This is a genomic window from Caldimonas sp. (genome assembly GCF_046291045.1).
Taxonomy (GTDB): Bacteria; Pseudomonadota; Gammaproteobacteria; order Burkholderiales; family Burkholderiaceae_C; genus Caldimonas.
The window spans coordinates 1-4,493 of sequence record NZ_JBKBSL010000072.1; the positions used below are offsets into that span (position 1 = coordinate 1).

At 65.4% G+C, this 4,493-nt stretch carries 3 protein-coding genes; 2 read left to right on the plus strand and 1 reads right to left on the minus strand.

Annotation, left to right across the window (positions count from 1 at the left end):
• Positions 1-292 precede the first annotated feature (292 nt).
• Positions 293-778 (minus strand): DUF3489 domain-containing protein, encoded by a 486-nt coding sequence (locus ACK4ZD_RS15220; protein WP_409663971.1) that lies wholly within the window; start codon positions 776-778, stop codon positions 293-295.
• A gap of 146 nt (positions 779-924) precedes the next feature.
• On the opposite strand from ACK4ZD_RS15220, the gene ACK4ZD_RS15225 reads away from it, so the two are divergent.
• Positions 925-2,394 carry an ATP-binding protein gene (locus tag ACK4ZD_RS15225; RefSeq protein WP_409663973.1) on the plus strand — a complete coding sequence of 490 codons (1,470 nt, stop codon included), beginning with the start codon at positions 925-927 and terminating at the stop codon, positions 2,392-2,394.
• A 141-nt stretch (positions 2,395-2,535) separates the two neighbouring features.
• Positions 2,536-4,493: restriction endonuclease subunit M (locus tag ACK4ZD_RS15230; protein WP_409663976.1), on the plus strand; the 1,958-nt coding region annotated here is incomplete at its 3' end.

Below are 4,493 nucleotides of genomic sequence, written 5' to 3' on the forward strand. Positions count from 1 at the left end.
AGTTCGCGCCTGTGATGGTGGTGACGGTGGTGATGGTCACCGCCTATTGTTACGGTCGGGGAATGCACACATGTCCAGGCAAAACGGGTCCTTCCTGGCCGAAAGCCAATACGGGGGGCGCAAGCGCGGCGCTTCGCCACCGTCAGGGTGCAAACCGAGGTTTGCAGGGTTTGCGGTTTGCAGGCCAGCGCTGCCGCCACGGCCAGCGACCGGAAGGACGGCCAGGGTACGCATGTTGTGCGTACCCCAAGGGCCGGACCTGAACTCCGACCCCTTGCGGCGCGGCTGACCGTCAGCCGATGCGGTACACCCGCTCTCCGGCTGCGTTGTGCGTCAGCACCACGTTCAGGCCCAGGCGCTTGCGCAGCAGGCCCGAGATCGCGCCGCGCACGGAATGCGGCTGCCAGCCGGTCGCCAGCATCAGTTGCAGACTGGTTGCCCCCTGCGGGCGGCGCAGCGCCACCACCAGCGCGGCGAGTTTGGTGCCAGGGCGCACCGGGATGCCCTCCAGAAGTTGGAGGCCGTCGGTGGTGTCGCACTTCGCGACGCCATCCGGCGGCACAGGCCGCTGTTGGCCGATGGCCGCGTAGCCCGCGTCGGTCAGCACGTGGTAGCCGTCGGCGGGCTCGATCCAGCCACGATCGAGCAGCGCAGTCAGCACCTTGACCCGTGCGACGCCGCGCAGTTTGGCGGGCGGGATCACACGCCCATCGGTGCGGCGGGCGGCGGCACGCGGCAGCAAGAACTGGGTCGGGGTGAGTTTGGGCAGGGTGTCCATCGGCATCTCCGGTCAATGCGACGATGCGATTGACGCGCTGTGAGGGCGCGAAGCCAAGCGCCCGGATGGCGAGGCATTCTGCTTGTGAAATACAAACAAGAAAACTACACTTTAACTAAACGCATAACGCAAGTAGAATCTCTGCCATGAAAGTCTCAAAAGAGGAGCTCGTCGCCGTCCTCGCCCAGTTCAATCCCTGGTGGCGGGGCGAGCCCATTGCGGACTTGCCCACATGGCGGCGTGCCGCCTTCCGCGAGCTGCACGCCTGGCTGACCGTGCCGCCCGCGCCCCGGGCGGTGATGCTCTCCGGCGCGCGGCAGATCGGCAAGACCACGCTGATGCTGCAGGCCGCGCAGGCGCTGCTGGCCGCCGGCGTACCCGCGGCCAACATCCTCTATGCCACCTTCGACCACCCGATTTTGAAGCTCGCCGGCATCGACGCCGTGCTCGACGCCTGGCGCGAGCGCGAGCCGCGCGCCGAGGGGCCGGAATATCTGCTGCTCGACGAAGCCCAGTTCATCCGGGACTGGGGCACCTGGGTCAAGCACCAGGTCGATTTCCGCAAGGACCGGCGCATCGCTTTCACCGGCTCGGCCATGCCGTTGGTGGAGGCCGCCCCCGAATCCGGCGTCGGCCGCTGGCACACGATCCGGCTGACCACGCTGTCGTTCTACGAGTACCTGCAGATCAAGCGCCTGCAACTGCCCGAGCTGCCCAAACTGCGCAGCCTGCGCGACCTGTTCGACTGGGCGCCGGCAGACTTCTACCGCGCCACCGAGCTGGGGCGGGACTACGTGGGCCACTTCCACGAATACCTGCTGCGCGGTGGCTTTCCGCAGACCGCGCAGGTCGACAGCGTCACGCAGGCGCAGCGCCTGCTGCGCGAGGACATCATCGACAAGGTGCTCAAGCGCGACATGACCGCGCTCTTTGGCGTGCGCCGCGTGCTGGACCTGGAACACACCTTCCTCTACCTGTGCCTGCACGATGGCGGCCTGCTGGACATGGTGGACCTGTGCAGCAACCTGGAGGTCAAGCGCCCCACGGCGCAGCACTTCATCGAACTGCTGGAGGCCGCCCACCTGATCTACCGCCTCGCACCCTACGGCTACGGCAAGGACGTGCTGCGCGCGCGGTTCAAGATTTATCTGGCCGATGCCGCCATCGCGCCGGCGGTGATGCTCAAGGGCAAGGCCATTCTGGAGGATGCCGCCGCGCTGGGCGTGGCCACCGAGACGGCCGTGTTCAAGCACCTGTTCGCCCGCTATTACGCGCAGAACGTGCGCTTCTCCTACTGGCGCGGCAAGCGCGAGCACGAGGTCGATCTCGTCGCCGAAGTGGGCGGCGAACTGATTCCCTTCGAGGTCAAGTACCGCGCCCAGCACACCGGTGCACGCGAACTCAAGGGTCTGATCGAGCTGTGCCAAGCCAAGCGCATTGCGCGTGGCTACGTCGTTACGAAAGCGCTGGACGATTTCGGGCCGATGCTGGGGCTGCCGCTGGCCGACGATGCCGATGCCCCGACGCGCATCATGCGCATTCCGGCGCCGCTGCTGTGCTACTGGATGGGGGCGGCGGAGCAGTCGGCGAGCGAAACGTCTGGAGCCGACGCATGAGCAGGAGCGCGACGGTCCGCCGCCGCCACTGCATCGCCCTGGCTCCGCACGGCAAGAGGCTGCCCCAGCTCCGGTATCTGCTGGCGGCGAAAACGAAAGCACCGACGCCTGACAACACAAAAACTGAAGGTCATCTCCATTATGGAACCTACTGAACTGATCCAGCGCGCCATCGCGGATGGTCACCTGCAGCTCATCGCCAGCGGCAAGACCGAGAAGATTCGCTACGTGGCGGTGAATGTCGCGGAAAAGTGGTCCGACCCAGAGGAGAAGGTCCGCGCCGCGTACTACGCGGAATTGATCTACCGATACGGCTACGCGCCTGAGTGCATCGGTGTGGAGGTCACCGTGCCCGACCGTACGCCGGTTGATCGCGCCGACTTGGTGATCTTCCGCGATGCCGCGCGCACGCAACCGTTCGCGGTCATCGAGTGCAAGCGCGATGCCGTCACAGACACCGAGTTCAAGCAGGCCATCGAACAAGCCTTCGGCAATGGCCATGCGCACAAATTCCGCGCCGAGTACGTGGGCGTCATCGCCGGGCAGACACGAGCCTTTTTCGACTGCTCCGACCGCTTCGGCGTCCTCGAGCGCGAGGCCAACATCATTGCCGACCTGCCCGCGCAGTACGGCAAGCCCGAGGAATACAAGTACTACCACAAGGCCCCCGGCAAGCCCGACATCGCCGCCGTCAGCCGCGACGACCTCATCAAGACCATCCGCAAATGCCACCAGACCCTGTGGGGCGGCGGGCGGCTGTCGCCCCCCATGGCCTTTGGCGAGCTGACCAAGCTCATCTTCCTGAAGACTCGCGACGAGAAAACGCCGCGCAAAAAGGGTGAGCCCTACGCCTTCCAGGTCAAGACCTTCGAGACGCCCAAGCGCTTGGCCGAGCGCATCAAGGCCCTGTACGCCATCGAGCGGCAAAAAGAGCCCGACGTCTTCAACGAAGACATCAAGATCGACGAGGTCACGCTCAAGAACGTGGTGCTGCACCTGGAGGGCGTGAACCTCACCGCCACGGACCTGGACACCAAGGGCGTGGCCTTCGAGCAGTTCATGGACGGCTTTTTCAAGGGCGACTTCGGCCAGTACTTCACGCCGCGCAACATCATCGCCTTCGCCATCCAGATGTTGGACATCCGCGCCGACGACGACGTGATCGACCCGGCGTGCGGCTCAGGCGGCTTCCTGCTGCACGCGCTGGACCACGTGCGCAAGCTCGCCAGCCAGTACTACGACGAAGACAGCAAAGAGCATTTCAACTACTGGCACAGCTTCGCGGAAAAACGCCTCTTCGGCATCGAGATCAACGAAGAAATCGCCCGCGTGGCCAAGATGAACATGATCGTGCACGACGACGGGCACACCAACGTCATCGGCCACGACGCGCTGGAACCGCTGGGCGCCCTCGCCCTCAAGAACGACGCCTTCGCGCGCATCATGGGCATCCAGCGCGACACCGAGTTCAACCCCGAGACCGGCCGCATCGAAGACGTGTTCCGCCGCGACGAGCGCAAGGGCTTCAGCAAGATCCCCACCAACCCGCCCTTTGGCGCCGTCATCAAGGAAGAGCTGCACAGCTACCTCAAGAGCTACGAGCTCTCGCGCTACGTGGGCAAGGGCGGCGGCAAGGACGAGGACGACCCCGAAGACGACAGCGCCGACCCCAAGGCCGGCAAAAAGGCCATCAAGCAGCGCGCCAGCGTCAAGACCGAAGTCATCTACTGCGAACGCATCTGGCAACTGCTCAAACCCGGCGGCCAGGCCGCCGTGGTGCTGCCCGACGGCCTGCTCACCAACGCCAGCCTGCAAGGCGTGCGCGACTGGTTGCTGGAGCGCTTCAAGGTGCTGGCCGTGGTGAGCCTGCCGCAGTTTGCCTTTGCCCACTTCGGCGCCGGCGTCAAGAGCAGCGTGGTGTTCCTGGAAAAGCGCCAGCCCGGCCAGCCCGCCAGCGACGACGAAGCCATCTTCATGGCCATGGCCGAGAACATCGGCTACGACGCCACCGGCCGCACCACCTACCAGGTGGAGGTGTTGAGTGAGGTGCCCGAGCAGAGCCGCGTGGAGCGCCAGCGCTGCGACCTGTTCGACTGGAA